Source organism: Ligilactobacillus pobuzihii E100301 = KCTC 13174 (assembly GCF_000349725.1).
Taxonomy (GTDB): Bacteria; Bacillota; Bacilli; order Lactobacillales; family Lactobacillaceae; genus Ligilactobacillus; species Ligilactobacillus pobuzihii.
Map to the genome: position 1 here is coordinate 50514 of NZ_KB714700.1, position 26131 is coordinate 76644.

Sequence of the window (26131 nt, forward strand, 5' to 3'; positions counted from 1 at the left end):
TAGTTATAGTTCATTGACGTGGGTGATTATTTTTGATTATCATATTGTATGTTGTGAAACGTTGAACTATAATTTATTTATCGTTTTAATTTTATCATTTGTACTTTGTTACTTAATTCAAATAATGCACAGGTGGTGATTTAAAAAATGTTAAAAAAAGAAAGAGTTAAAACAACTTGTAGTTTATATTTCAACTATTTTATTCATGGTATAGGCATAGTTATTTTAGCTCAAAATATGACATTTTTAGGAAAACAATGGGGAGTAGGCAATGATGGTGTTTCATATATTATTTCTTCTTTAGGTATTGGACGATTACTTGTTTTGTATGTATCTGGTGATTTGTCTGACAAATTAGGGCGCAAACTGTTTATTAATATTGGCATAATAACCTATCTTCTTTTCTTTACCGGGATCATTGTTTCAAGATCAATTTATACGGCTTATTTTTTCGGTGTTTTGGCTGGAATGGCTAATTCGTTTCTAGACTCAGGAACCTATCCAGCATTAATGGAATTATATCCAGAAAATAAGGCTAGCTTTAGCATACTAATAAAAGCATTTGCCTCGATTGGAGAGTTAGTTTTACCTATTTTTGTGGCTTTGTTGGAAAAATTTTCTTTCTGGTATGGTTGGTCATTTATTTTTTGTGCACTTACACTGCTTATTAACTTGATCTTTATGAAAAATAGGCAGTTTCCTAATATTGAAAAAGAGGAACAAGTTGAAAAAAGTAAAATAAAATATGTAGATCCTAAAAAGGATAAGCATAAAATTAACAGTCCAACTAAGATAATATTAGGCGTTATTTTAACGGTTTTTGGCTATATTTCGATGGCAACTTTTTATATAATTAGCCAGTGGTTAACTCAGTATGGTATTAGTGTAGTTGATCTTAATATTGTTCATGCTCGAATGCTTGTTAGTATATATAGTATTGGTTCAATTTTAGGTGTCATTTTAACTGCAGTATTAGTTAATCGCTGGGTCAAACCCATTTGGTTTATGTTCTTCGATACGGTTATTTCTTTTTTGACGTTGTTGATAATGTCCATGTTTCCTAACCATATAGTAATGATTTGTGGTTCTTTTATTATAGGCTGTTCAGCTGCGAGCGGGGTTATGCAGATCGGTTTAACAATTATGAGTGATATTTTTCCGAACTTTCGTGGCAGAGTTACTGGTATCTATTATACTGCCAGTGCGTTAGCTTCTTTTTCGATCCCAGTTATTACTGGGATGTTGGCCAAAACCAGTATTCACTATATCATGTGGTTTGATACATTATTGTCTCTTGGTGGGATCGTTTGTAGTGTATTGGTTATATTGATTTCAAATTCCCACAACGTGGATGTAAAGAGTGACGTTATTAATAAAACGTCGGTTTAGATGTCACACTTTTAAGCCGCAATCATGTTGAACAAGACTAATGATAAACACATTAGTGAATAGATACTAATAACACCATTTGCTTAGTAGAAACAATTTCTATTAGGCAAATGGTGTTTTAAAATACAATAGATATTCAAAGCTTCAAGATGTTAAATATACAAATTTGATTGTTTATCATAAATTTGGAAGATAATAGCACAATTTTCTACATTTTTTCGATTACAGATCAAATCCGCTAATAATTGATCGGCCCCACGAACATGCTTTCTATTGCGGTGTTTTTATCGTTAAAAAGTGATAGGCATTTAGCTTATTGTTTTACTTTGTTGTGGTTCGACGTAAATGAAATTAGCGATTTCTTTGCTGACCATGATATGTTTACCTTTGGGCGTAAGCAACATGAAAACATTAAAATCGTGATCATAGTTTTCCACTGTTAATTTTGTATTTAAGGCTAAATTAAGCTCAGAAAAATAATGGATCATATTTTCACTCCCGTAATATTCTCTTAGGGTAACTACTTTTCCTGCTTTGGTATTGCTTAACAGATCCAAATTAGAGTTAAAAATTTCTGGGTTTTGAACTTCCGAACCGGAAAAAGTTTTCTCTGGTTTTCCTAACTTATAATTTATTTCTTGCAGTAGCATTTCACTAGAAAAATCAGCTAGTAACCATGCTTGTTGGACTACTTCTGATAAGGATAAATCAAAATGTCTTTCCAATAAAACTTCACATAAACGAAACTTTTGCATAATTTGCTGCGCTTTTTGTTGTCCCTTTTCACTTAAAAAAACTTTGCCATACTTTTTCCCTTTAACTAATCCCCGTTCACGCAGCTTTTGGGTAAACTCGGTGGTGGAAGCAGGAGTAACTTTTAACAGTTCCGATAATTGTTTGTTAGCGATACCTCCCTTTAAATAACTCCCTTCAAAAATAGCACGTAAATAAGTATCTTCTATTGTTCGCATTTCAAAATATTCTCCTTCCATTCTTCAGTTACCCAAAATATATGTTTCAATATGTACAAAACTATTGTACAATAGACGTGGTTTAAAAAGAAAGGTGGTTTTTTCATTGAGCCAAAATGAATCCAAGACTCATAAACAACATTTGATCCATTATGCTAATGGACCTTCCTTAGAGGAAATAAATGGTACGGTCGAAGTACCTAAAGGCAAAGGATTCTGGAAAACATTATTTATGTATTCTGGACCAGGTGCTTTAGTGGCTGTCGGGTATATGGATCCCGGTAATTGGTCAACTTCTATTACTGGTGGGCAAAACTTCTCTTACCTGCTAATGTCAGTGATTTTGATGTCGAGTTTGATTGCCATGTTGTTACAATATATGGCTGCTAAACTGGGCATTGTAAGTCAAATGGATCTAGCGCAGGCAACTAGAGCGCGGACTGGTAAAACTTTAGGTATTATTTTGTGGATCATGACAGAATTAGCTATTATGGCGACAGATATTGCTGAAGTTATTGGGGGTGCGATCGCACTTTACCTGCTGTTTAATATTCCGTTAGTGATTGCCGTTTTCTTGACTGTATTGGATGTTTTATTATTGCTCTTATTAACTAAAATCGGCTTTCGGAAAATCGAAGCGATCGTTGTTTGTTTAATTTTAGTTATTTTAGCTGTTTTTATTTATCAAGTAGCTTTGTCTGATCCTGCATGGGGTGAGATGTTTAAAGGTTTAGTGCCAACGGGTAAAACATTTGCTTCATCACCTGACATTCAAGGTATGACACCTATTTCAGGTGCTTTGGGTATTATCGGTGCTACTGTTATGCCGCATAATTTGTACTTGCATTCTGCTATTTCGCAAACTCGTAAAATTGATCATAACGATCAAGAAGACGTTGCTCGGACAGTTAAATTCTCGACTTGGGATTCTAATATTCAATTATCGTTAGCCTTTGTTGTTAATGCTTTGCTTTTGGTCATGGGTGTTGCAGTTTTCAAATCCGGGACAGTAGAAGATCCTTCATTCTTTGGTTTGTATACAGCTCTTTCCGATACTTCAAAACTAAGTAACGGTGTTTTGATCGCTGTGGCTAAATCTGGGGTCTTATCAACACTTTTTGCGGTTGCTTTACTAGCTTCAGGTCAAAATTCAACTATTACGGGTACTCTAACAGGACAAGTTATCATGGAAGGTTTTATCCACATGAAAATGCCTTTGTGGGCACGTCGTTTAGTTACACGTTTGATTTCGGTCATTCCAGTTTTAATTGCCGTTCTCTCGACTAGTGGTCAAAGTGAAGTTAGACAACACGTTGCTATCAACAACTTAATGAACAACTCACAGGTTTTCTTAGCCTTTGCCTTGCCATTTTCAATGTTGCCTTTGTTAATGTTAACTAATAGTAAAACAGAAATGGGTTCACGTTTTAAGAATTCACTTTGGGTCAATATCTTAGGTTGGGGCTCTGTCATTGGCTTAACTTACTTGAATATGATTGGTTTGCCGGGATCAATTGAAGCTTTCTATGGTGATAACCCGACTGCTGCTCAAATTTCTACTGCTGATAATATTGCTTATGTCATTATTGTTTTAATTATCGCTTTGTTGATTTGGACAATCACTGATTTATATCGTGGAGATAAACGTTTAGCGCAAAAAGAAGCTCTAGAACAGGAACGGAATCAAGGAGGACAATGATCATGGCTGAAAAACAAACAAAATTTACGCGTGTTTTAGTCGGAACTGATGATTCACATGACGCACAGCTTGCTTTCCATTATGCAATTGATTATGCCAAGGAAAATGACGCAGAATTGTTTATTGTTTCTGTGTTAGAAAGTAATGAAATGAATGTTTACCAAGCGCTTGATGACGATTATATTCATGGTGAAAGAGAAGCGCTAGAAAAGCACGTGCTTGAATATGAAAAGGAAGCAAAAGAAGCGGGCGTGACAAAAGTTCAGACGGTGGTTGCTGAAGGAAAACCGGGTAGAACGATCGTTAACGATGTTATTCCGCATATTAAACCAGATCTGTTGATCATTGGTTCCTTTGATAAGCCAGGTGTTGCGCGTCGGTTCGGGAGCGAAGCAGCTTACATGGCCAAATATGCGCCAATTTCTGTGTTAGTTATGCGTTAATTCACTGATTTTTTTACCAAACTCGTTTAAGTAGTCGAACTGTGTGAATCAAAAGTCTGCAAAACTTCTAAACGATTCACCCTGCTCGGTTTTAAGTGGAGGTTATTTTTATGATGTACAAACTAATAGCTTCTTTTAACATCACAACACAATTAGAGTTTAAGTTATTATTTGCTTCGTTCAAAAGATTTTTTTGCTAAATTTTATACAAAAAAGAGTGAGACAAAAGATGTTTTGAAGCCGATTTGTAACGATGATTGCGTTATTTTGGGGCGTAGCAAAGCGAAGAACTAGAATAAATGCAATCGTTGTTACAGTGAGGCTTCAGTCTTTTGGAACGCGTTTAAGGGCCATCGATCTATCCATATTTAATGGGTTAAATCGATGGCCCTTTTAGAATCACACAGCTAGTTATGTCCCAGCTCCTTTTTTACCACTAAATTATTTTTTACAAGAACAAAAGAATCTCAAGTGAAAGGTGTTTTTACATGAATGAATATGATAACTTATTACAACATTGCCGTGAAATTGGTGATACAGTCCTAGAAAATAATTTTAGACCGATAGCCGAGGTGACACATTCCATGGGGATCTCAGCTAATATGTTTGCAATCAAGTTTAGTGATCTACCTGGTTTTAATCATGTTGATCTTCAAGATCCCCAAAGTTGGGGTAACGCTGCTTTATGTAAGAGCCAGGGGATTGGTTTTATTAGAATGAACGATTATACCAGAGAAAGACTGAACCAATATTTAAATAGCCAAATTTTCTAAAAACTCATACTTAAAGAGCAAAAGAACTATCGCAAAAAGGTTGATAATTGTGATAGTTCTTTTGCTCTCATGGTTACACAGTAAAGGTACATCCGTGCAACTTCACCATACATTCAATCACGACTTAATGCAAGCATTTTTCAATGGTGCACAATTTTTTACTTAGCAAATTATTATGAATGTTGGCATTCGCCATGTTAATAAATCCAAAATATTTGCTTACTGTTGATCTAGGTAAGCCTTATTTAAAAAATTTAAATACACTTGTGCATGATGATAAGACTCAGTCAGAAACAGCTGAGTTTTATAAAGAAAGCACAGTATTCATACCATCCCAAAGCCGGAAAAGATGGCAAACAAATTATGGTGCATGGAACTTTACTCCCACTGCTAAAATTCCCAGGGGTAATTATACTGGGTATATTGATGTTGAGGTGGATTACGTTAATTTATTTACCAAGTCAGCAGGAACATTTTAGATTTAGTAGATAGTAGGGACGAATGTAATGAAAGCAGGTATTGGCTAATAAAATGCATCCGGGTTGTCATGTAAATCACGAATAATTCTAAGGTTTAGAGCTTAAATATCTAAAAATAAAGGGAGACATATATATAAGAAAATGGTTGACTCATCAAAATTAATCGGTGAGTCAACCATTTTTAATACTGTATGATCAGCTAGCTTAACTTCTTATGATTTGTAAAGTTATGCCAGCTCTTTTTATAAAGTAGTAGCCGTTAGTCACTTACGATATAGATTTTTTCTAAAACAAATTGCAAAACAAAAGCTATACAAACGGCATACAATATGTAATTAGTGTTGAGCAGCCATGCATCAATTGTGACCAAGACACAAATTGTATTGATAATTATCTTTTTGAGGTTATTATTGAGCATAAAGGTATCTCCTCGTATTCTTTTTATTTGCGTTTATTCACTGGATCAAATTTCCGGTAATGATACCAATTATCAGACCGATCAAGAGGACTATGATCTTGGTATTGTTGTTGTCGATCTCTTTTTGTTGTTCTAAAGCTAATGCTAGTTCAACTTTTCCTTTTTGAGTTAAACAAAGATTTTTTATCTGATATCGACCAGTTAGCAGGTCAGAATATAAAGAATAACTGATATAATTTTTTTGAAAGATCATATCAGATAAAAGGTTGTTAGAATAAGCTTCAGAAGGGTCGATTTTCCCCATCTCGATTTTCTGTAGTATATTGACTTGGTGTGCATCTAAATTCATTTTTACTCCTTAAGTTTTAAAATTTATTATCATTGATCAGCAGATTCAAAAGATATCTTTTGATAGAGATAATATATTGGGGATACTTAATTTTTCCATTATTATATTTAGCCTAATAAGAAAAAACTGAATATGACCCCTAAAAGTATCCCTTCCGTAAAGATTATTAACTTTAACGGACGCTTTTCATTTTTTCGGTTAGTACGCAGAGCGAGCATTAACTCAGATTTTCCTTTTTCAGTTAATTGAAGGTTCGAAATGTAGTATTGACCGGTACGTTGACTAAAACGTTGGGAATACATAACAAGCTCTTGCTTAGAAATAATTTTTTTAAGTAAGTGATCTTCTTCAATTTCCTTCATACCGATTTGTCTGGAAGCCACTTTTTTCAAAAGAGCTATTTTCTTTTTATTCAATTTCATTAGTGTTCTCTGTCATCTTTCCTTTTATAATATGTGGTTACTATGTAAATAGTCTTTTATTTAATAAGTTTCACTATTACGGGTTTTATTAAAATAAGTCTCCTAGATAACCATTGGCATCGTTAACTTTGTATATTACTTGTAGTTCATTTTTAAATTCAACGTTTGTTTTATTAACAGAATTTAAATATTCTTTAATTTAGTTATTGGTTATTTTTTGTACCTTTTTCAGTTAGTTCAATATATTTTCGTTTATCGTTTGGAAAACATTTTCGCCTAAATCAACCATTTTTTCCATCCTTTTAAAGAGAGGAGAAATTGTAACATAATCTAGTTGCAAATATTGAGTGACCTTATTCATTTGCATGGAATTTTTTCTTTCTATAAGATCAATAGAGTCACATATTGTATAAAAGTTAATTTAAGTTTCTTCAAGACTTTAGAAAAAAGTCTAGATATGTTTCTTATTGCAAAACAAAATTCATTTTTGTACTTATTATTTTCTACGCTAATCGCTCTGAAGGCTGAAAAGTTAGCACTTTTTAGTTTTTATACCTCCTTTAGATAATTTATGTGTCAATTTTGCCAAACGTATTTAAATTTATTTTTTAATTCGAACTATAAAATTCAAATACAACCGTTGATTACTTTATCACAAAAATTATAGCAAAAAAAATTGTACAAAATAAAAGGTATAGTCCATTAATCAGCACTTTTTTAAAATTTACCCGTAGTTTCTCTACAAAAATATAGATAAAATACGTGTGTGCTAGTTCCTGACAATTTAATATTTAGTACAAAATTTTAAGTCTTTTAAGTGATAGTATTCTTCTATATTTTGTAAATCAATCGGTAAATGAGAAACAAAACTTGTATTTTTAATGGGTGATGAAAGTTATCCTGTTATCGGCATAATACAAATTATGACATCAATTCCGGTTGAGTTTAATAATAAGAAAATCTTGGGTATGAGTTTAGTATTAGCCACATTTCTGCCATTTTTTTAAATCCTTGTTTAAAAACGTCATAAATATGGTATCTGAATATATTAAAAATACCGTTAGATTGCTAGAACTTAGTTTCTGCAATTTAACGGTATTTTTGGCTAGTTGCTGAGCGAACGGTAAATTGTTGGAGGAAAAATAGACTGAAATTATGCATAAAATGTATTTGTCTGCTATATTGGAACTAAAAGTCATCCCAGGTGAAGGTAAGTGCAAGAGCAATGATCAAGATCAACCACCACATTAACTTGCTTTTCTCGTGAACACGACGATGGAGCATAATAAACTTTTGATTGGACATATTTTTCAATTTCCTGTCGCGATGATTTTCTTCGTCTTGTAAAACACTAGCCTCACCGCGAAATGAAATTGCAACGATGACCCAGCTGAAAAATGCGATCACTAAAATAATTTTTGCTAATAAAATGATAATCTCCTCCCTTTAATATGGATCATCATGCCAGTCATCTTGGTGATCGTCATGGTAATCGTCGTGGTAATGATCATACATGTAATCGTAATAACCACGTTCTACCCAGCCATCATACCAGCCCATATCATTGCTAGAAGTACCGGTTGATCTAGAACCAAATCGTAGGTAAGCCCAAATTAACATCAAAGGAATAGTAAATAGCAAAGCAGTAGCAAATTTTTCCAGAAATTCAACCCATGGACGTCCATTTCTAGCAGGTTTACCTCGTTGGCTTAATTTTAACTGTTGCTTATTGATCCTAGTCGCGATTTTAAAGACACCCTTAGCCTGACTGGAAGTTGAATTATTTAGTTGATGTTTATGACCAAAAGTTAATTTTTTCCAGTTTAACTTATCATACCTTCCAAATGTAAAGCTGCTGGGCGCAAAAGTTAGTGAATTTTTTTCTGGGACAAAGACTAAAATGTTCTCATATTTTCTAATGGATTGTTCTGTTCCTAAACCTTTATAACCTCCTGAACTGTCAGTACTTTTTTTCTTAACGATTTTTTCTTGCATATTTCCAGCAGGATTTTCAATATCGCCAAAATCGTTTTTATACATATAGTCTTCTGCAAGCTCAAAATCATCTCCCAGCTTTTTAGGACTTAAGATAAATATTTTTGTAATTTGACGCTGTTTGCTGTCGGCCAACTTATCATTTTGCTTTTCTAAATTATCAATTTGAGCTTGGCTAAAGAAATCACGATCCTGATAGATATGAGTTGAAACGTTACCGTGTGTGGGTGGATCTTGAGCCTGCACCATTTGTGGCAGAATGAGCCAGCTGGTCAACAACAATAAAAATGACAACCCCAGTTTTAAATTATGTTTCACTGTTTTTCCCCCTAAATCTTAGATTCGATATGTAACCCGCTAGAAGAGTCATAACGGGCTCAAAACTATAATATCTGTTACCGGGCTTATATATTAGTTTCCTTGTGTATTAGCTTGATACTTTTGCAAGTATTTTTGGTAATCGACTTTTTCAAAATATTTGTAAAAATCACGTCCTTCAGCATAGTAGGGGGCAGTCATCAAAATGGAAAAATCCATTTCTTCTGGATGAATCGCAGGTCCACCAATATAGTACTGCTGATTTAACTCTTGTGCTAAATATGTTGTCTGTGAAGCTGGGTCATTTTGTCCTTTGAGATAATAAAAGGAACCATATAAGACAAAAGCATCAGTTTGTAAGCCATCTATTTCTTCTTCCAGATAAGCACTTTTGTTTGAATTAGTATCAATATCATCGTCGAGCCCTACGTATTTTTCTAAGTTTTTCGACAGTTCCGTTTCAACTGCGTAAATTTGGTTATTGTTTTTCAAACGGTAGACAGGTGCAGGTAAGGGACAGTTCCCATAGCCAGTTAGTAAATTATTCATCATAAAACTTCTTTCTATAAATTATTTGGAACGGTCAAGTAGGCAGATTTCTGCTAGTCATCTGCAACTAAACAGTATTTATCAAACATCCAGCTTACATTTTCAAGACTTCTTTAATCAACATCTGCTGGTCCTTGTTAACATTTGGATACTTTTCAAGCGCTTATTTAAGCTTATCGATTTGACGTCTAGCTTGGATGTTTGTGATGCGTTCTTTTAGTTGAGGATCATTAGTGGCTGATTTTATCAGTGATTCCTGTTCTAACAATGGCTTTTTAAATCTATAATCTTGCAATAAAACTGTCCGTAATTCATCTTCAATGTTTTTTCATAAATTCCTCGAGTTTAACGTCACTTGGCTTTATTTATTAATAAAGAAAAACCGTGCTCGGAAATACGAACACGGTTAAGCGACGTATATCCGTTTACAGTGAAACACCTTATCATAAAGTAGGTTGGTCAAAGTGTGTAACCACTCGCTAGTTCTTAATATAGCACAGAATCTAAGTATTAATTCTAAGATTCTATCAACGAAGTGATTTGTAAAGGAGAACGCATTTATTAAATAACTAAAGGCCTGAATAATTCATGCTTTTAAAAATATTTCTTTCTTTGCTTGTTAGCACACTGTTTTTATATGATTTAAATCGCACTTTTTGGGGGGTAAATTAGGGTATACAAAAAGAGCACATTCTGTGCTATGGTTAAGTCGACAAAAATCATCATAGAAGAGGAGTGCTCCATACTTCGGCTTTACAACAACAAACCGTTAACTTCAACAAAAATCTGGTAATTTCTAATAATGGTGGTAATTTATCTAACGATGCTGGTCTAATTTTAGTCCCCAATTGTCAAATCAACTCGTCCAGCTGGCGAGCTACTCTTTAAGCACGGGTTTATCGTGACTAATTTGGAACTGGCTTTCGCCAGCGACATCTTTGAACTCTATCGCCAACGTGGAGCCATGGAGGATCTGATTAAAGAAGCAAAAAGCGTCTTTGTTTTTGATAAAACAGACAGTTCCAGTTTTACGGCTAACCGGTTTAGAATGTTACCAGCCGGTGTAGCTTATAATTTAGTTCAAGCCATGAAAAAACTGGTTTTCTCAGCTGAATTAGGGAACGCAACGAGTGCCACTTTACGTTTTAAGCCCTTTCATTTGGCCGGCAGAGTCAACCAACATGCATGTAAATTATGGCTGCATCTTTCTAGTACCAATGTTTTTGATGATTTATATTGGCAAACATTGTTTAGGACCCAAGAATTTCAACTTAGTAGTAATTAAAAAGTCCATTTTAAAAAATTTGAGTACGACCAAGGGGGTAGTTTACTCTTTTAGCTGCAACAAACTAGTGATGTTTCCTTAAAAACAGCTCAAAAAGCAAAAACAAGTATAGCCAAGTAATTTTAAATTAATTAAATACTAAAAGAGAAGAAGAACTCTTTTAAAACAAAGTATGAATTATTCAGAGAATAGTTTATAACCGTAGCTGTTGTGTTGATAGTTACGGTTTTTTATTATGGGTAACTATTTAAAGCGGTATAATCAAATAAAGGATGACCAAAAATATTTATAGTGATATGGTAAAATAAAAGTATATATTTTCTTTTTAAGGGGAATAATGTATGGAAGTCAAGAAAACATATTATAAAAAAAAGAATATAAATAAGAAAAAGCGAGATTTAAAATGGCTTAATGTTGAAAGTATACCAAGTAACCTAATGGATTTTTTGGAATTAAATTTTAAACATAAGTATATCTTATTAAATCGTATGTCTGGGATGACTTTGCAAGAAGTTGGAGAAATTGAAGGCATTACAAGAGAACGAGTGCGTCAAATTGAATCTAAAATAATAAGCATTTTACCAACTTTTAATGACGTTGAGAAGGTAAAACGAATCGTGTTGGATTACGACATTACTGAAAAAGAATTCACCGAGTATATTCGGCAACCAATTTCTCTTTTTAGATTTATTAGATTGGCAGATAAAAGTAAGGTGGACAGGAAACCGTTTGAGCAATATCTATTATATATGAATAAGGTAGCACCGCAAACAATTACAAAAAAATTAGGTGAACGAAACAAATTTATTAATCACAATAATGACGTTGTGTCCTTAGATGTTAACAGTGTAATTGATGAAATATTGTTTTGTAATAGAAAAGAATATACAGTAGATAAGTTGCAACAAGATATGGAAAGATTTTTTTCTAAGTATGATTACTCAGCTGAAAAAAAGATTTCAAATCGGGCCTTATCAGGTCGTTTATCAAAAAGAGAAAATGTCATCCATAGCGTAAAGGGAAAATTTAGATATTATAAATATGATGTTGAAGAACTTATGGAATATGTTACGAATCTGAATGACCTTTTCAATGTTTCTGACGGTATCTACGGGATTAGATATTTTTTCGAGCTTGACCCTGATTTAATGCGATTATTAGACATAAAGAATGAAGCAGAATTAGCAAATGTTTTAAAAAAAATAGGATATAAATATTTTGGCCGTTTAAATGACATTGTTAGGCAATCTCAAGTTTATATAGGGAATATACAAAACGATAAAAAAAGTAAAGATAAATTTTATAAAGATATTTTGTTGCAATTTGATGGTGAGCCTTTGAAAGTTGTAGTTAACTATTTATATAATAATTTCTATTTACATAAGGGTTCTACACTAGCATATCTTAGTAAGAAATTTGCCTCTTTCATTTATGAGAAAAATATTGTGTTAAATGTTCCTTTACCTCAAAATGCTGATTTTTATATAAAAGCAATGAAAGTGGTTTGTGAACCAATCTATAATTTCGAGCAAGTAAAGAAAAAATTGAATAAAATTAATCAAAATGTCATTCTATCACCTCAGTTGATTGATAGATTAGGGTATTATGATAGAGGTAATACCATTATAAAGAAAAAGTATAGTAATCAAGATGAAGCGTTTAGGGCTCTTTGGTTAGTTAATGATTATATTTTTACAGACTCAATTAAAGATTTCCATAGCAGATCGGCGGATTTTAAAGCATACCAATTTGAGTTATCACATGATTTAATTAGAATTGATTATAATCGCTATATGACAATAAAAAAATTCGAAAAGAGTGGTTTTGTTAAGAATGATATATTAGCTTTTATAGATGAAGTTGTTTCATTTAGCAAATCGGATATGTTTTATACCTGGCAGTATTTGTTGAACCAAGGCTTTACTAGTGGATTTGTGGAAGAAACTTGTTTTGATTCTTTGTTTTATGAGCGACTAATTTTCACTAGCCCTTTAGTAAGGACTATTCAAGCAAATAGTTATATTTTTATAAATACAGATAATTGTGATGTTGAAAATCCAACATTAATCAAGTTTATAGAATATGAATTAGGAACGAACCCTAAAGATATTGATGATTTTATAGACGAGCTTAATTTGAAATATGGACTTGTAATTACTAAATCAAAAGTGATTGAAAAGTTAAAGCAAAGTAGTTATGTTTATTCGTCAGAAATGAGAAAAGTTTATCCTAATAAACAAATGATGTATCAAGAAATATATAAAATATAAGGAGTGCTAATTATGATTAAAGAAAGTGATTTTGAGTTAACTGAAGAAACTAAGAATCTTACTATAAAGGGTGCTTTAAAGCTCTTTGCTGTTGTAAAGATTCCTTTGGAAAAGTTAAAATATAATCGTCAAAATGGACGTATTGCAACTTGGATATCTGAGTATGAAAATGAAATTTTGCCAGAAGAAACGGAAAAATTCAATGAAGTTGTAGAGGGGTTTATAAAAAACTCCAATCCTGAATCTTTAAAAAAAACAAAGGCAAATATCGAAAGATTTGGACAAATGGAGCCAGCTGTGGTTTTAGAAAATGGAATATTAGTCGACGGAAATAGACGCTTTACGGCTTTAAGACAATTAAAACGTGAAGGAAAAGGTGCAGAATTTAATTATATTAAAGCTGTTATTTTGAGTGATTCTTATTCAACTAAAGAAATAAAGACATTAGAATTAAATTTACAGCATGCAAAAGAAGAGAGAGTAGATTATAACCCTATTGATAGGTTAGTGGATATATACCGTGATTTACTTTCTCCAGGTGCCGAATTTTCGCCAGCTGAATATGCTCGCGAAGTCGATGAAAAAGAATCGAAAGTTAGAGATAATATGTCTGTGGCTCAGCTGATGATAGATTACCTAGATTATATTCAGCATCCTAATATGTTTTATATAGCACGTCAACAGAAACTTGATGGTCCTTTACGTGAAATAAGTAAGATTTTGAAGAGTAAGAAAATTGATCCTTATGATTATAATGATGCAAAAGATATTCTTTTTGCTAGCTTGGCTACAGTAAAAGGGGATGCTACACGTAAGATTCGTGATATGCGTAGTGTGATTGAAAACCCAAGACAGTTACATTCGGTTTCTAATAAATTAGACCAAACAATGGATGATTTAGAAGAGTATTTCTCTGATGATTCTGCACGGTCTAAAGAACAATTTGAAATAAGCGAAAAAGACAGCGAAAAAACCCAAAATAACACTGATCGATATACTGTTCAAGTACCACAAGATATAGTCGATAGAGTCAATGAAACGGTTGAAACTGAAATTGACAATAGTAAGCTAAAGAAAGCAGAAAAAGCACCGTTGAAAGCATTATCAAAATGTGTTAACTATTTACATGAAGCTGATCCACAAGCCTTGGGTTATATTTCGGAAAAATCAGAGAAAGATAAAGATGATATTTTTAGTTTATTAAATGAATTAAAGAAAGGCATAAAAGAAATTGAGGATGAGCTTTAATGTTACAAAATATCCACATATGTCCTGGCTATGAAACTCCTACTAATGATATTGCGGATGAATTTTATAATCCAGTTTTATCACAATCGATTTCGTATGATCGAATCGCTGGGTATTTTTCGTCTAAATCCTTAGTATATTTTTCAAAAGGGTTAGAGTCTTTATTCTTAAATAAAGGACATTATCGTTTAATTATTTCAAATCAAATTTCTCAGGAAGACTATGATTCTATGATAGATGGTTATGAGCGTAGAGGAATACAGGAAAAATTAATTAGTCGTATTAACGAAAAATTGCCTTTTCAAAAAGATAACAAAAGTTTTTCTAATTTAGCCTATTTAATTGCTATTGGACTAGTTGATATAAAAATAGGATTTACTACGGATGGTCTTTTTCATGCTAAATATGGAATTATGACAGATAAAAATAATGATTCGGTTTATTTCTCTGGATCACTTAATGAAACTGAGAATGCTTTTGCACATAATTACGAAAATATTGATGTGAAAAAAAGTTGGACAGACAATGATACAGCAAATTATATAAAAAATTATAAACAGTCTTTCGAAGATTTGTGGAACGGAAATAATAAAGATGGAATGTTATTTGTTAAAGAAATAAATGATATTGTGAAAAAAGAAATTGTTAAGTACGATAAGGGGAAACTCATAGTGGAAGAAGATTTATTAACACCTGATAGTCTTATTCTATATTTGGTGAAAAACCAGTTATACATTCAAGACAATTTAGAGATTAGTTTGAAAAAAACGAGGAAATTAAGAAAAATCAAAGAGGACTATCTAATCAATGGTGAATTATGGAATTTTAGAAAAGATATTGGATATAAAGAAATTCAAAAACGTATAATTCCTTTTTTTGAATCTTTAGCTAAAAGAGAAGGATTCAATTTTGTTGTAGCCGATTCAGTATGGGACTTTATTGATGACTCAAAATTTGAAATCAATAAATTATCTTTGCAGGGAATTAATATTAAAAATAAGTCCGATTTATATACTCCTTATATTCATGATTTCGAGTCTATTGTTAATCAAGAAATATCACGTCATTTAAGGCCTGCACAATTATGGGTAAGCTTTTATATGGCTACAATGCAACGTGTTGGAAACTTTTCGGTTCCTGGAGCAGGAAAAACAGCTATGGTTTACGGAACTTTCGCTTATTTATCTGCTCCACAACAGAAGAAGGTAGATAAATTAGTTGTTATTGGCCCTAAAAGTTCTTTTTTGGCTTGGAAGGATGAGTTTCGTGCTGTTTTTGGAAACAAGAGGAAGTTGCGTGTTTTAGATGTACAAAGTACTAGTTTTAGTGAAGAAGACATATATAAGAATACCGACCAATATAATTTGATATTAGTTAATTATGAATCACTTCAAAAATATGAAACTCCCTTATCTCATATAATAAATCGAAAAACATTACTCGTATTTGATGAAATCCATAAATTGAAAGGAGTTTCAGCTGAGAGGCCCAAATATGCGCAGCCTTTAGCCGATTTGGCTCATTATAAACTTGCTTTAACAGGGACTCCAATTCCAAACGGATATGTCGATGTTTATAATATGCTTCATTTTCTTTATAAAGAAGAGTATCGTGACTATTTTGGGTTTACTATCTCAGAATTGCAAAATGCTGATTTTACAATAGCTAAAGAAATCAATAGTAAGTTAAATCCTTTTTTTTGGAGAGTTACAAAGAAGGATTTAGATGTACCACCTGCTGAGCCAGACCATATTAAAGAAGTTACCGCCACGCAAAATGAGCAAAGAGTTATTAACATTTTGTGGAGAAAATACGGTCACCAACCATTTAAATTATATATTAGGCTAATTCAGATGGCCTCAAATCCTTATCTTTTAAAAAGAGCTGTTAATAAGGCTTTGTTTACGAATATCGGTGGTGACGAAGACGAAAATGGTAAAGCATTAGATTTTGAATATGATGAAGTTATGTATGATGAGCCTGATTATTCTGCAGATGAATTGGAAGCAATAGATTCTCTAAAAGAGTCATCCAAGTTTGATGCTGCTCTTAATAAGACCATTAGGTTGATTAGTGAGGGACATAAGCCTGTTGTGTGGGCAATTTTTGTGGATACGATTGACAAGTTTACTACTCGTGTTGAAAATGCAGGTTATAAAGTTGCTAAAATATATGGAAGCGTACCTCCTGTCGAAAGAGAAAAAATAATTCAGGGTTTTCAAAGTGGAAAATACGATATGTTGATATCTAATCCCCACACATTAGCTGAATCTGTTTCGCTGCATAATGTTAGTCATGATGCAATTTATTTAGAATATTCTTTTAATTTAACACATATGTTGCAGTCACGTGATCGTATTCATCGTTTGGGGTTAAAGCCAAGTACAAAAACTAATTATTATTATTTTGAATTGGTTGGTGTCAAAGGTGAAAGACAGCCAATTGATAAAATAATTTATAATCGTTTAGCTGAAAAACGTGATTTGATGCTGCAGGCAATTGAAGGTACTCAGTTGAGGCCAGCATTTACTGAAAACCAGAAGAATGAAGTAAAAAATCTCATGCGTGAATTTATGAAAGATGGGCAGAAAAATGACTATAACTGAGCAAAAACAGTTTGAGAATGAGACTTTAAATAAGATTGCCCCTTATTTGGGGAAAAAAAATGAAGATTTATTTGAATACTTCTATGTGAAAAGAAATCCAAAGACAGGAAATTATCCAAAGAATGCAAATGGAATCGTTATAAATCGGATTTTAAAAACAGATATCGATGAAGAAATGAAACGAAAAATTAAAGAATACAATATATCAATAAGGTCTATAAGAATAACTGCTAATAAAAAAGTAAAAGAGAGTATGTCCTTGCCTAATATCGATTTTGAAGAAATAGTCGGTGAAAGTTGGGAGAGTTCATCTTTACGACAATATTTAACTGATATTAGATATTTGTTTGTAGTTTTTCAAGAGTTAGAAGGTTCTGTTTATCAACTTAAGGGAGCAAAGTTCTGGTCGATGCCTACAGTTTATTTAGAAAAGACTGTTAAGAGTGTCTGGGTTGATACTATAGAAACTATTAAAAATGGTGTAGAACTTAAGTATAATAGTAAACAGAAAAGAGTTTCTAACAATTTTGTAAAATCTGGTGATCAAAGAATCGTTCATGTCAGGCCAAGGGCGGCTAAAAGTAGTTACAGCGCGTATAATCCTAATGCTGAAAGGCTCCCAGTTCCAGCAAATTGGATTAATAAGCCAAAAAATTATTCAGATAACTGGATGACTAGACAATGTTTTTGGCTAAATAATCGCTTCATTTTGCAGCAGATTGCTGATTTTGTTGATTAATTGAAAAATGTAAATTTTATAATATTTGGTATTGATAGAAAAAATATTCTATCGATGCCAATTTTTTTGTGACTTGAAAAACGGAGATGAAATCATTACTTTCATCTCCGAAAATTCATATATTGTCGTACATCTTTTAATTTGATATTTTACTTCGAATGTAAAAAAGAATCAATTCGACACAATACTCAGTGTTTTTTAAAACCTGTTTTTCCCAGAAATGTAGTACTATCCAACCGTAATCTTGCAACATTTTGTCATTTCTTCTATCTCGTGCCATGTTTTCTTCTATTTTTGAAATCCAATATTTTCTGTTTCTTTTTAGGTGTTTCCTTTTATTTTCCCAGTCATAACCATGCCAAAATTCTCCATCAACAAAAATAGCAATTTTATATTTTGTAATTGCAATATCAGGGGAGCCAGGTAGTTTTTTATAATTCTTCCGATAACGTATCCCTTTATCCCATAAAGAGTGAGCAAGAAGCATTTCAGCTTTTCCACCTTTCAGGTGAACGTTAGACATTCTTTTTCTTGTCTTTTTATCTGAATTGTAACTTTTAGGATGTTTCACTTAAAACACGACCTTTGAAACAAAACACTAAAATGAGTTTTCGATTTTGGTGATTTCTTTACCGATACGTTCAATAATAGTAGTTACCAAGGCGTTACCCATGAAGAACATTCTCATTCTATCTGTAACTTCTTTTACTTCGCCATCAACAATTTTATATTTTGTCCAATCATCAGGAAAGTCCTGTAGACGCTCAGCTTCGATTGGTGTGATCAAGCGATATCTATCATTGATTTTTAGCCAATGGGTTGATCTATTCACAGAGCCTTCAGAAGTTAGCATAGTCCGACTTGGTAATGAAAGGTCTTCATAGGGTGACATACCACCTTCTGCATAATTATATTTATGTCCATCTGAGCTAGTTCTTTCTAGTTTTTTTGGACCACGCAAATAAGCAAATTTGGCAATCTTTTCTGGATCATTTACATAGAAACTGTCATCTACTTTATTTTCATCCTGAAGTGTATCTTTCAATGGAATTGGTTTCTCGTCTCCGGTTGGCTTTGTATCTATTGTAAAATATCTACCGTGTCTCATAACACCTGTATTGAACACTTTTCCGACAAAATTATTTGACGTTTCAACAATATCCTCAGGAAAAATATAATAGGCAGTGCGTCCTTTGTAAGGAGTTTGTTGTATAGGGAATTGTCGTGCAAATAGTCCTTTTTTAAAGATGTATTCGTCATAACGATTTTCTTCTTCTAAGGATGAATTATTTTCGAAATTCTTATCTATTTGCTCAGCTAAAGGTAAATCATTCCGATAAACAAAGAAATAAACTCTGCGTCGACGTTGACGTCTGCCATATTCAGCTGCGTTGATAACACGCCATTCAACCGAATAGCCTAATTGATTGAAAGAGGCGAGCATAACCGAAAAGTCTCGCCCTCTTTGCTTTGAAGGAGCTTTTAAAAGACGATCAACATTTTCTAGAATGAGATACTTAGGCTTGATAATTCTTGTAGCTCTAATGATTTCCCAAAATAAGACACCTTTTTTCCCTTGAATCCCCATTTCATTCTTTTTAGAACGAGCAACAGAATAATCCTGACATGGAAATCCTCCAACAATCAAATCTGCATCCATTTTTTCAAAAGTTTCATCTTTGATTTTTGTGATGTCAGTATTGATATTATCCGTTTCTGGGTAGTGATAATCATAAACTTGAAATGCATCTTGCGACTTTCTTGCTGGTTCAAATTGATTTGACCAATAGGTCTTAAAGAAATCACTATCGGCATGTTCTAGGCCAACACGAAATCCACCTACACCAGCAAAAAGTTCTAAAATTTTTAAACTCTTAGTCACTTTTATATCCTCTCTTAGTACCTGTAAAATTTAGACATATATTAATCCATTGTTCAATAATACTTCATTATACGCTATTTTAATAAATTGATCAATACATATGTTTGTCTTTTTGAAAATCAAGCTAGTAGAAAGCATAGATATGAGTATAATTGTAATAGAAAAGTGTTATAAAATGTCATTTTAATTTAACGGAGGAATAGTCATGTTTGGCTTTTCAATATATTTAAGTGCACCAATTACTTCAAAAATCAAAAAGAAAATAAATCGACTGGCAAAGGCTGGATTTAGTGGTGTTTTCACATCTCTTAACCTCCCGGAAGATGATCCAGCTGTCTTGTTAGATCGTCTAAGTGAGTTAGGTGCTGAGTGTCGTCGCTTACGAATTGAACTAACAGTCGATATCTCAACAGCAGCTTTAGAACGGCTGTCCATTAGTTTGGACAAAGTTCATGAGTTGACTGATCTGGGTGTGACACAATTGCGGATCGATGACGGTATCCCGATGCCCTCGGTCGCCGAATTATCGCAAAAGATGGGTATTGTCCTAAATGCAAGCACAATTAGTGAAGAAGATATTTCCTTATTACAGGAAAATCATGCTAACTTTGAGAATTTAGAAGCCTGGCATAATTACTATCCACGCAAAAATACTGGCCTAGAAGAAACTTGGTTTGATCAGCGTAATGCTTGGTTAAAAGAAAATGGTTTTACTGTAACTGCTTTTGCTCCTGGGGATAGTGACCTGCGTGGTCCAGTTTATGCCACTTTACCGACTTTGGAAAGTGGGCGTTATCAACACCCACTGTCTGCTGCTTTGAATCTGTTACAAAATAACGTTGATAATGTTTATATTGGTGATGAAGGACTACAAGTAGAAACAGCGGCTCAATTTGATTCTTACTTTAGATTTAATACATTATTATTACACGCTAATGCTGAAGTCAATATCCCTGAATATTTGTCGGATGGTGAATTTATTTTTCATCAACGACCAGATGTCGCACGTGACTCGGTGCGTTTACGTGAAGGACGAAGCTTAAAAGAAGGCACGATAGAGCCAGCTAATGTCAAAGAACGTTCACGAGGAGCAATCACTTTAGATAATAAGTTAGCTCAACGTTACGAGGGCGAACTACAATTGATCAAATGTGACCTACCAGCCGACCCAACTGTGAATGTATTAGGTTACATTAGCCCAAGTGATTTTGGCTTGTTAGAAAACTGTGAAGCAGGACAAGCGATTCAGTTAGTATTTTAAGCAGTCAAGTTGCGTGAACCAAAAGTCTGTGCCTATCCCGCTTGTCCAACAAGTCGCTAAGTACACGACTTATTGTTCAAGCCCGATAGTACTCACTTTCTACCGTTTCTCTCCACCTTGTGTTATAGTCGAGCTCCGAAATCCAGAAGGTTGTGCCTAGCCAACTTTTCCACCACATTGCCTAAAACGCAATATGGTGAAAACGTCCGCTAGTGCTCACCTTCTACCCGGATTTCTGCGCTCTGTTTTGTTAGGAGGCCCATCCGTGAAAAAAGAGGAAATGGAACAAACATATCAAACAGCCGTAAAAATGCTGAAAGATCATCGCGCTGATGATGCACGTCCGCTTTTGACACGAATCTATCACCAAAAAGATGATTTTAAATCGGTCAGCTATTACTTAGGTAAAACTTGTTACCGACTGAAACAGTATGAAGATGCGGACCGTTATCTGCATCTTTTTTTAGATTTAAAAAAGAAAACTAATCGCGCTCAAGCTTATCGCCTATTAGCACGGAATTCTCTGAACTTAAAAGATTCTGACTCTGCTAAAAAATACGTGACCTTAGCGCAAAAGGCTGGTCTGTCGGAGGAAAAGCTGGCTAAAACTAAACAGGCGATCACTACTGCTGAGGAAAAATTAGCCGCGGCTGAAAAGAAACGAAAGGAATTGCTTGAACGCGGTTATGCTCAGATGCAGTTTCGGTTTATCAAACTTGCACGCAATGGGACACCAATCGCTGAAACTGACAGTGACAAATACCGTCACTCTTATTTTTTTATCAATGGAATGACCATTAGAAAATTGCGTAATTTTAAAGATGGTGAATGGCACGAATTAGATGTTACAGTGCCTAAGTCAGCCGATTTCCCTGGCTATTACGTAGTGTCGGTCACTGACCTGCGGACTTATTATAAAGATATTATTCCTGAGTTAAAGGAGTTGCGTTACCGTTCAGCTATTAACGACTGGATGGAAGATGACCCATTTTTTAAACAACGCTGGGAAAAATCACGAGTCTTTTCTTTATTGTTGTTACCATCTTTTGATAAAGATTCAATTGAGCAGCTGCTAGTCGAATACCATCTGTTAGATGACAGGGTAAAAGAGCACTTACAAAGTTGCGATGATTTGATTAAGTTAAAAACACAGGGTGAGACTTTACCGTTATTCCAAAGTAATTTGATCTCGAACTTAAATCTCTTACGTGAATTCGGCTATGTTTGTCAGGATGATTGTAATAATACTTTACATTTGCGTGAAAAGTGCGAAGGGGAACGTTATTTAGTTGAGATGTTAGGAGAAGACCGTTGCCATAAGCATCAGTTAAAGTCGACATTTGGCAGATTCAAACCGACTCGCGAGCAAAAACAGTTTATCAATTGGTTGAAAAAATCTGACCGACGGGTCGATGCCTTATTAGGTGTAGGCGGCAGTGGTAAGACCTACACCTTAGGTAAAATCTTTAACACTAATAAAGTGCTGGCTTTAGCACCAACACATAAAGCGCGGATCAATCTGATCATGAATGGCTTTACTAATGCGCAAACGATCCAGAAACTAGGCTTTGATATTGATAATGGCTTAGATGACAGTGATTTTAACAAGGAATATGGAGATTTTGACACGATTATTATCGACGAGATCTCCATGGTGACCCAAGATATTCTGGTTAAACTCATGAAAACGTTCGGGCATGGTGTACGTTACTTATTCTTGGGGGATGATCGGCAATTACCACCCGTGACAAATGACAGCGAAGCTCTAGCTGTTTCAGGTAATGTAATGGAATTATTGAAAAAAAGGGGACATGCTTTTTACTTTAAAGATAATATCCGGTGCCAAGATGTACGAACTAGTGCTTTTATCGCACAGTGTCGGGCAAAAAGCTGGGATGGGCACAGTGATGCCTTACGCTATTTCCATGAATCTTTAAGGGAAATGCTGCGTTATAAAAAAGAGCACATCGATATTTCTGAGTGTATGATCTTGGCTTTTCGCAACTATAATGTGGCGCAGATCAACCAGGCATTTTTCAAAGTTTTAACGCAAGATAAACAAAATGTAGTCCCCTTTGAGATCGATAATAATAAGGGACGCGGCGGTTTTTTTGTCGGTGCGCAAGTCGTCTTTTATGAAAATGGCTGGGCTGGTAAAAACTATACTAATAGTGAATTTGGTGTGGTGACCGCTGTTTCTTTACCAAGTAATCATAGTAAAGGGCAGGTCAAAGTTCGCACAGATCTGAACGAATACGAGTTACCGTTGTGGAAGGCTAAAAAAGATCTTCTGCTAGCTTATGCGATCACGATACATAAAGCGCAGGGCAGTGGTGCGGACAAAGTGTATGTGGTAGAGACTGGTAATTACGGTTTGGCTTATACGGCAGTCTCGCGCTCAAAAGGAAAGCTGAGTTTTGTAAACATGTCGGAGCAGCAATTATTGGATAGCTTGGATAAGCCGGCAGAAGTGAAGGATAATGTTTACCAATATTAAAAAAGATGGTGTTTAGCTAGTGTTGAAAAAGCTGAGTGCTATCCTTTTTTATGGCCTAAATTACTACCGATTTGTCAGTTTGAATTGTTTTAAAATTAATATTTTAGCTGTTATTATTTACCTAAATTAAATCAAGCACCAAGATAGTACTTTGTTTAATTTGAACTTTTTAAGTAACATGTTGCAGGGAGGAAGAGCTATATGGCAGTTGATGGAAAAGTAGTTGTGATAACAGGAGCTTCAAGCGGGATCGGTGCAACTACTGCAAAGTTATTGGCAAAAAATGGTGCGAAAGTTGTTTTAGGTGCCAGACGTGAAGACAGGTTAGAGACACTCGTTTCTGAAATAGAAATAGCGGGTGGTACAGCTGTTTATCAAGCGACAGATGTGACTAAACCTGCTGATAGTCAAAGATTAGTCCAGCTGGCTAAAGATGAGTTTGGTAAAGTTGATGTGATTTTTTTGAACGCGGGGATCATGCCCGTTTCAATGTTAAGTTCTTTACGAACAGATGAATGGAATCAGGCGATCGATGTTAACATCAAGGGTGTTTTGAATGGGATCGCTGCTATTTTACCGACCTTTAACGAACAAAAGTCAGGACAAGTGATCGCTACATCGTCAGTTGCTGGTCTAAAAACTGCGCCTGGTTCAGCTGTTTATTCTGCTACAAAGTTTGCAGTCAAAGCGATCATGGAATCATTACGGATGGAATCAGCCACAGCGGGGACTAACATTCGGACAACTACCTTGTATCCTGGTTTGATCAATACTGAATTGATCGATTCTGTGAAGGACCCTACGCTCAAACAAGCCAGCCAAGCACAATATGACAAATTGGGGATCTCACCTGAAAGTATCGCCGAGACGGTCAAGTTTGCGGTCGATCAGCCAGAAGATACGAACGTCAGTGAGCTGACAATTTATCCAACAAAGCAGGCTTAAATTATTGATAACAAAAGGAAAGTGAGACAAAAGATACTTTGAAGCTGATTTGTAACGATGATCGTATCATTTTGGGTTGTAGCAAAGCGAAGAACCAGAATAGCATAATCATTGTTACAGTAAGGCTTCAGTCTTTTGGAACACGTTTAGGGGCCGTCGATCTATCCCATTAAATGGGTTAAATCGACGGCCCCTTTAGAATCGCACAGTTAGTTATGTCCCAAATCATTTTTGACTATTTTGGATTATTTTGGTCAAGCAATTCAAGTGCTTTTTCAATCGTTTCGGCCTGTGAAAGGTCTAGACGACGGGAGAGATTCAGCAATAGTTTTCGTGTTTCCTGTGAGGTGTTGACGTGGATCGATTGCTCACGTTCTTTTTCGTCAGCCATATGTGCTTCCTCCTTCAGTTTTTAAAATTAATATATTTAATTAAGCTAAATATATTTAAAATATACCTTCTTAATTCGTGTTTTACACCTTTTTAGACTGTAACTCAAGGGTTATCTCTTTTAAAATCAGTAATTATTGTGCTATCATTCGAAATGGAATCTATTATAAATAACTAATAGCTATTGTGATTTAGGCAGTTTCACTTTAAGGGAGGAAGTTAGAATATGATCAATATTGCATCAACAACTGACAGTGACTTTGCCGACAATTTATTAACATTTTATGTTTCAATTTTGGAACACAACTTAGACGAAGCTTTTCATTTTTACATTATCGATGATAAATTAAGCCAAGCTGATAAGTCTTATTTAAGTCAGTTGAAGGACATTTACGGTAATTGTAAAGAGATCACCTTTTTAGAAGGGAATTTTGACTACTATAAAGAAGCCAATACGGATTCACCAGATTCGGCGATCAAAGAAAATACTTATTATCGTTTGGAACTTCCAGAATTGGTTGATTGTGACCGGATCTTGTATTTAGATAGTGACATGATCTGTACAGGTAATTTGGATGAACTATGGAACGAAGATTTAGACGGCAACGTGATCGGTGCGGTCGAAGATCAAGGTTACGTGGATCGCTTGGATGAAATGGGAGTTTTACATGATAAAAATATTTATTTCAACGGTGGTTTGATATTATTTGATACCAAGAAGTGGCGGGAAGAAAATGTCACTAAAAAGGTACGTCAGTATATCGTTGAGCATCCTGATAATTTGATCTATCAAGATCAGGATGCTTTGAATGCGGTTTTAGTCGGGAAGTGGAAAGTCTTAGATCCACGCTATAACGTTCAGTCAAAATTAGCGCGGCATGACTTAGAAAACCCTGACCCAGAAGCGGAAAAACTAGCAGTAAAAGCTAGACGGCATCCACTATTGATCCATTTTTCCGGTTGGAGTAAACCATGGGTCCATATTGGTAAGTGGGTCCATCCATGGCGTGATGAGTTTTACCGCTATAAATTTATTTCGACCCAACGTTTGCGTGAATACGCAGAAACCTTGCAAGAAGAAAATAAATGATTAACGTTACGCTGCTTTTTAAGCTGATCATTTTAGGCTTAAAGAGCAGATTTTTTTGGCTTGAATTGCTGTGATATATATTTAAATGGGGTATCATTAATAATGAAAACAGT

21 protein-coding genes and 1 pseudogene are annotated in these 26131 nt (G+C 34.3%); 14 read left to right on the forward strand and 8 right to left on the reverse strand.

The window, feature by feature from the left end:
- Positions 1-147: 147 nt before the first annotated feature.
- Positions 148-1389, forward strand: coding sequence for an MFS transporter (locus LACPOB_RS0108815; RefSeq protein ID WP_017868477.1), 1242 nt, complete (start codon positions 148-150; stop codon positions 1387-1389).
- A 308-nt stretch (positions 1390-1697) separates the two neighbouring features.
- On the opposite strand, the gene LACPOB_RS0108820 is transcribed toward LACPOB_RS0108815, so the two are convergent.
- Complete coding sequence (locus LACPOB_RS0108820; protein ID WP_017868478.1) at positions 1698-2360, reverse strand: metal-dependent transcriptional regulator; 663 nt, start codon at positions 2358-2360, stop codon at positions 1698-1700.
- Between the two features lie 106 nt (positions 2361-2466).
- On the opposite strand from LACPOB_RS0108820, the gene LACPOB_RS0108825 reads away from it, so the two are divergent.
- The 4 genes from LACPOB_RS0108825 to LACPOB_RS0108840 all read left to right on the forward strand — a co-directional run bounded on the left by LACPOB_RS0108825 (position 2467) and on the right by LACPOB_RS0108840 (position 5754).
- Positions 2467-4059 carry an Nramp family divalent metal transporter gene (locus LACPOB_RS0108825; RefSeq protein ID WP_017868479.1) on the forward strand — a complete coding sequence of 531 codons (1593 nt, stop codon included), beginning with the start codon at positions 2467-2469 and terminating at the stop codon, positions 4057-4059.
- Positions 4060-4061: 2 nt separating this feature from the next.
- The gene (locus tag LACPOB_RS0108830; protein ID WP_017868480.1) at positions 4062-4502 is read left to right on the forward strand and encodes a universal stress protein; all 441 of its coding nucleotides are present in this window, start codon (positions 4062-4064) and stop codon (positions 4500-4502) included.
- 488 nt (positions 4503-4990) lie between these two features.
- Positions 4991-5275, forward strand: a complete 285-nt coding sequence (locus LACPOB_RS0108835) for a hypothetical protein (RefSeq protein ID WP_017868481.1) — start codon at positions 4991-4993, stop codon at positions 5273-5275.
- 194 nt (positions 5276-5469) lie between these two features.
- Complete coding sequence (locus tag LACPOB_RS0108840) at positions 5470-5754, forward strand: hypothetical protein (RefSeq protein WP_146983669.1); 285 nt, start codon at positions 5470-5472, stop codon at positions 5752-5754.
- Between the two features lie 455 nt (positions 5755-6209).
- On the opposite strand, the gene LACPOB_RS0108850 is transcribed toward LACPOB_RS0108840, so the two are convergent.
- The 4 genes from LACPOB_RS0108850 to LACPOB_RS0108875 form a co-directional block, all read right to left on the reverse strand.
- Positions 6210-6521 carry a hypothetical protein gene (locus tag LACPOB_RS0108850; RefSeq protein ID WP_017868484.1) on the reverse strand — a complete coding sequence of 104 codons (312 nt, stop codon included), beginning with the start codon at positions 6519-6521 and terminating at the stop codon, positions 6210-6212.
- 107 nt (positions 6522-6628) lie between these two features.
- Complete coding sequence (locus LACPOB_RS0108855) at positions 6629-6943, reverse strand: hypothetical protein (protein ID WP_017868485.1); 315 nt, start codon at positions 6941-6943, stop codon at positions 6629-6631.
- A gap of 1446 nt (positions 6944-8389) precedes the next feature.
- A complete protein-coding gene (locus LACPOB_RS0108870) occupies positions 8390-9256 on the reverse strand; it encodes a hypothetical protein (protein ID WP_017868488.1) in 867 nt (288 codons plus the stop codon).
- 93 nt (positions 9257-9349) lie between these two features.
- Complete coding sequence (locus LACPOB_RS0108875; RefSeq protein ID WP_146983668.1) at positions 9350-9808, reverse strand: hypothetical protein; 459 nt, start codon at positions 9806-9808, stop codon at positions 9350-9352.
- Positions 9809-10652: 844 nt separating this feature from the next.
- Here LACPOB_RS0108875 and LACPOB_RS11995 point away from each other — a divergent pair.
- From LACPOB_RS11995 to LACPOB_RS12005, 5 genes and pseudogenes are all read left to right on the forward strand, one after another.
- Positions 10653-11090: pseudogene (locus tag LACPOB_RS11995) on the forward strand (transposase); the annotation flags it as partial.
- A 341-nt stretch (positions 11091-11431) separates the two neighbouring features.
- Positions 11432-13360, forward strand: coding sequence for a sigma factor-like helix-turn-helix DNA-binding protein (locus LACPOB_RS0108885; RefSeq protein ID WP_017868491.1), 1929 nt, complete (start codon positions 11432-11434; stop codon positions 13358-13360).
- A 12-nt stretch (positions 13361-13372) separates the two neighbouring features.
- On the forward strand, positions 13373-14608 hold the full coding sequence (locus tag LACPOB_RS12000) for a ParB/RepB/Spo0J family partition protein (RefSeq protein ID WP_017868492.1): 1236 nt from the start codon (positions 13373-13375) through the stop codon (positions 14606-14608).
- Positions 14608-17214, forward strand: coding sequence for an SNF2-related protein (locus tag LACPOB_RS0108895; protein ID WP_017868493.1), 2607 nt, complete (start codon positions 14608-14610; stop codon positions 17212-17214). The genes LACPOB_RS12000 and LACPOB_RS0108895 overlap by 1 nt, the downstream gene beginning before the upstream one ends.
- On the forward strand, positions 17201-17953 hold the full coding sequence (locus LACPOB_RS12005) for a PDDEXK family nuclease (protein ID WP_017868494.1): 753 nt from the start codon (positions 17201-17203) through the stop codon (positions 17951-17953). The genes LACPOB_RS0108895 and LACPOB_RS12005 overlap by 14 nt, the downstream gene beginning before the upstream one ends.
- Before the next feature lie 136 nt (positions 17954-18089).
- Here the strand turns inward: LACPOB_RS12005 and LACPOB_RS0108905 are convergent, their stop codons facing one another.
- Positions 18090-18524: a very short patch repair endonuclease gene (locus tag LACPOB_RS0108905; protein WP_017868495.1), complete on the reverse strand. Its 435-nt coding sequence runs from the start codon at positions 18522-18524 to the stop codon at positions 18090-18092.
- Between the two features lie 27 nt (positions 18525-18551).
- Positions 18552-19835, reverse strand: coding sequence for a DNA (cytosine-5-)-methyltransferase (dcm, locus tag LACPOB_RS0108910; protein ID WP_017868496.1), 1284 nt, complete (start codon positions 19833-19835; stop codon positions 18552-18554).
- A 205-nt stretch (positions 19836-20040) separates the two neighbouring features.
- On the opposite strand from dcm, the gene LACPOB_RS0108915 reads away from it, so the two are divergent.
- The 3 genes from LACPOB_RS0108915 (at position 20041) to LACPOB_RS0108925 (ending at position 24538) form a co-directional block, all read left to right on the forward strand.
- Positions 20041-21096: a MupG family TIM beta-alpha barrel fold protein gene (locus LACPOB_RS0108915; RefSeq protein ID WP_017868497.1), complete on the forward strand. Its 1056-nt coding sequence runs from the start codon at positions 20041-20043 to the stop codon at positions 21094-21096.
- A gap of 265 nt (positions 21097-21361) precedes the next feature.
- A complete protein-coding gene (locus tag LACPOB_RS0108920) occupies positions 21362-23593 on the forward strand; it encodes an AAA family ATPase (RefSeq protein WP_017868498.1) in 2232 nt (743 codons plus the stop codon).
- A 201-nt stretch (positions 23594-23794) separates the two neighbouring features.
- Positions 23795-24538 (forward strand): SDR family oxidoreductase, encoded by a 744-nt coding sequence (locus LACPOB_RS0108925; RefSeq protein WP_017868499.1) that lies wholly within the window; start codon positions 23795-23797, stop codon positions 24536-24538.
- A gap of 235 nt (positions 24539-24773) precedes the next feature.
- Here the strand turns inward: LACPOB_RS0108925 and LACPOB_RS12745 are convergent, their stop codons facing one another.
- Positions 24774-24929, reverse strand: coding sequence for a hypothetical protein (locus LACPOB_RS12745; protein ID WP_017868500.1), 156 nt, complete (start codon positions 24927-24929; stop codon positions 24774-24776).
- Positions 24930-25154: 225 nt separating this feature from the next.
- Between LACPOB_RS12745 and LACPOB_RS12010 the strand changes: the two genes are divergently transcribed.
- Positions 25155-26018: a glycosyltransferase family 8 protein gene (locus tag LACPOB_RS12010; protein WP_017868501.1), complete on the forward strand. Its 864-nt coding sequence runs from the start codon at positions 25155-25157 to the stop codon at positions 26016-26018.
- Positions 26019-26131: the final 113 nt, after the last annotated feature.